The organism is Nocardioides sp. (assembly GCF_025964975.1).
Classification (GTDB): domain Bacteria; phylum Actinomycetota; class Actinomycetes; order Propionibacteriales; family Nocardioidaceae; genus Nocardioides.
Map to the genome: position 1 here is coordinate 1 of NZ_JAOPXV010000196.1, position 3,590 is coordinate 3,590.

At 69.0% G+C, this 3,590-nt stretch carries 3 protein-coding genes; all 3 read right to left on the minus strand.

What is annotated here, in order from left to right; all coding sequences use genetic code 11:
* A partial coding sequence (locus JWN68_RS15285; RefSeq protein ID WP_297740423.1) for a glutamate synthase central domain-containing protein occupies positions 1-2,273 on the minus strand: 2,273 nt, incomplete at its 3' end.
* A gap of 140 nt (positions 2,274-2,413) precedes the next feature.
* Complete coding sequence (gene lgt / locus JWN68_RS15290; RefSeq protein ID WP_297740425.1) at positions 2,414-3,298, minus strand: prolipoprotein diacylglyceryl transferase; 885 nt, start codon at positions 3,296-3,298, stop codon at positions 2,414-2,416.
* The coding region (locus tag JWN68_RS15295) for an SCO family protein (protein WP_297740427.1) at positions 3,295-3,590 on the minus strand (296 nt) is incomplete at its 5' end. The genes JWN68_RS15295 and lgt, both read right to left, overlap by 4 nt.

The window sequence follows — 3,590 nt, forward strand, 5'->3', positions numbered from 1 at the left end:
GACAGTCCGACTGCCTCGAAGATCTGCGCGCCGGTGTAGGACGCGACCGTGGAGACGCCCATCTTGGACATCACCTTCAGGACGCCCTTGCCGAGACCCTTGATGAGGTTGGTGACCGCCTGCTCGGGCTCGACCGTGACGTAGTAGCCCTCCCGCGCGAGGTCCTCGACGGACTCCATGGCGAGGTAGGGATTGACCGCCGCTGCGCCGTACCCGACGAGAAGGGCGACGTGGTGCACCTCGCGCACGTCGCCGGCCTCCACGAGGAGACCGACCTGGGTCCGGGTCTTCTCCCGCACGAGGTGGTGGTGGATGGCGCCGGTGAGCAGCAGGGAGGGGATCGGCGCCAGCTCCGCAGTGGAGTGGCGGTCGGAGAGCACGATGATCCGCGCGCCCCCGGCGATCGCCTGTGACACCTCGGCGCAGATCTCCTCGATGCGCTTCGCCATCGACGCGCCGCCGCCCTCGACCTCGTAGAGGCCGCGGGAGGTGTGGGTGATGAACCCGGGCATGTCTCCGTCACGGTTGATGTGGCGGATCTTGGCGAGGTCGTCGTTGGAGATGACCGGGAAGGGCAGCACGACCTGGCGGCAGGAGGCCGGGGTCGGCTCCAGCAGGTTGGCCTCGGGCCCGATCGTGCCGCTGAGCGAGGTGACGAGCTCCTCGCGGATGGCGTCCAGCGGCGGGTTGGTTACCTGCGCGAACAGCTGCGCGAAGTAGTCGAAGAGCAGCCGCGGCTTGTCGCTGAGTACGGCGATGGGCGTGTCGGTCCCCATCGAGCCGAGCGCCTCACCGCCGGTGTTCGCCATCGGGGTCAGCAGGACGCGCAGCTCCTCCTCGGTGTAGCCGAAGATCTGCTGGCGACGCGTCACCGAGGCATGCGTGTGGACGATGTGCTCGCGAGCGACGATGTCGTCGAGGTGCATGAGACCGGCGTGGAGCCACTCGTCGTAGGGGTGCTCGCTGGCCAGCTCGGACTTGATCTCCTCGTCCTCGACGATGCGGTGCTCGTCGGTGTCGATCAGGAACATGCGTCCCGGCTGGAGCCTGCCCTTGCGGATGATGGTGGCAGGGTCGAGGTCCAGCACGCCGACCTCGGAGGCGAGGACGACCAGGCCGTCGTCGGTGACCCAGTAGCGGCTGGGGCGAAGCCCGTTGCGGTCCAGGACGGCGCCGATCTGGCTGCCGTCGGTGAACACGACGCACGCCGGGCCGTCCCACGGCTCCATCATCGAGGAGTGGAACTCGTAGAAGGCGCGGCGCTTGGCGTCCATCTCGGTGTGGTTCTCCCAGGCCTCCGGGATCATCATCAGCACCGAGTGGGGCAGTGACCGACCGCCCATGTGGAGCAGCTCGAGCACCTCGTCGAAGGACGCGGAGTCGGAGTGGCCCGGCGTGCAGATCGGGTAGAGGCGGTCGAGGTCACCGGGGATGAGGTCGCTGTCGAGCAGTGCCTCCCGCGCCCGCATCCAGTTGCGGTTGCCCATGACGGTGTTGATCTCACCGTTGTGGGCGATGAACCGGAACGGGTGCGCCAGCGGCCAGCTCGGGAAGGTGTTGGTCGAGAACCGGGAGTGCACGACGGCCAGGGCGGAGGCGACCCGCTCGTCGCGGAGGTCGGGATAGAAGCTGTCGAGCTGGTCGGTGGTGAGCATCCCCTTGTAGGCCAGGGTACGCCCGGACAGCGACGGGAAGTAGACGTCGGCCTCGCGCTCGGCGCGCTTGCGCAGGCAGAAGGCGAGGCGCTCGAGCGCCATACCTCCGACACGCTTGTTGGCGCCGGCGACGAAGAGCTGCAGGAAGGTCGGCATCACGCTCTTGGCGGTGGCGCCGAGGATGTCGGGCTCGATCGGCACCTCGCGCCAGCCGAGGACCTCGAGACCCTCCTCGGCGGCGAGCTGGGCGATCTGCGCCGTGGTCTTGGCCACGGAGTCGGCGCCTCCGAGCATGAAGGCGGTGCCGACGGCGTAGCTGCCGGCGGCGGGAAGGTCGAAGTCGACCATGGCACGCAGGAAGGCGTCGGGGACCTGCATCAGGATGCCTGCGCCGTCCCCCGAGTTGGTCTCGGCGCCCGCGGCGCCGCGGTGGTCGAGGTTGCGCAGCGCCGTCAGCGCCTTGGCCACGATGTCGTGGCTGGCGACGCCGGTCAGGGTGGCGACGAACGCCACACCGCACGCGTCGTGCTCGTGGCGCGGGTCGTAGAGACCTTGTGCCTGGGGGCCTGCGAGAAGTCCCGAAGTGGCTTCGGCTGCAGGCGGCGGGAAGGCGTGCATCTCGGCGTTCTCCCGTCGTCGTGTGCACTCGTGAACGTCAGGGACGCGCGAGGGCGAGCTGATGGCGATCGGCAGGGGACGACGTTGGCCCGAGCACGGCGAATCTATCACCGGCACCGCCGGTGGGTGAGACGGCAATCTCAGTCCGTAGACGGTTCTTTCTCGTTCTCCACGACGGGCGGTCCCGTGTAGACGGCCTCCTCGCGCCCGGACGCCCGCCGGCCGGCCCACACGAAGTAGGCCGCGGCCAGGGCGAACAGCACCAGGGAGGTCCACTGGTTGAAGCGGAGCCCGCCGACGTCGGAGAGCTGCACCTCGTCGATGCGCAGTGACTCGATCCAGAAGCGGCCCACTGTGTAGGCCATGACGTAGAGCGCCGCGACCCGACCGTGGCTCAGCTGCAGGCGACGGTCCAGCACGACGATCAGCGCGAAGGCGGCCAGGCACCAGAGGAACTCGTACAGGAAGGTGGGGTGGAACGTGGCCTGGTCGAGGTAGGCGCTGGGTCGATGTTTCTCGTCGATCTCCAGCGCCCAGGGCAGGTCGGTGGGACGCCCGAAGAGCTCCTGGTTGAACCAGTTGCCCCAGCGGCCCAGGGCTTGCGCCACCAGCACCCCGGGGGCGATGGCGTCGAGCAGCGGCAGCAGCCTGATGCCCCGGATCCTGGCGCCGATGATGACGCCGACGGTGCCCATCGCGATCCCGCCCCAGATGCCGAGTCCCCCGCGCCAGATGTAGAGGGCGGTGATCGGGTTCTCGCCGTCACCGAAGTAGAGCTGCCAGTCCGTCAGCACGTGGTAGAGCCGGGCGCCCACGAGACCGAACGGGATCCCCCACACGGCCAGGTCGGACACGTCGCCCGCCGTGCCGCCGCGAGCGACCCACCGACGCTCGCCGATCCAGATCGCCGCGATGATCCCGGCGATGATGCTCAGCGCATAGCCCCGGATCGGCAGCGGGCCGAGCTCCCAGGTCCCCTGACTGGGGCTCGGGATGCTCAGGACGGTGACCAGGGTCAGCATCATGCCGTCGCCCCCAACAGGTGCTCGATGTCGGCGGCCAGCTGCGCGGACGAGACGTCCTGGCTCCAATAGGCGACGCCCTCGTCGTTGGCGTCGATCGCGACGACCTGCGTCCCGTGGGTGACGTCGTAGCCACCACTCGGCAGCTTGTCGCCCTGCTCCACGGCGATGCCCAGGGGCTTGGCCACCTCGATGATGGTCTGCAGGTCGCCCGAGACCCCGATGAAGCTCTCGTCGAAGTTGGTCGCGTAGTCGGCCGCGACCTCGGGGGTGTCCCGCGCCGGGTCGGTCGTCA

Excerpts from the sequence above, each read along its gene's own strand:
- lgt (WP_297740425.1), bottom strand. The coding sequence starts at position 3,298 with ATGATGCTGACCCTGGTCACCGTCCTGAGCATCCCGAGCCCCAGTCAG.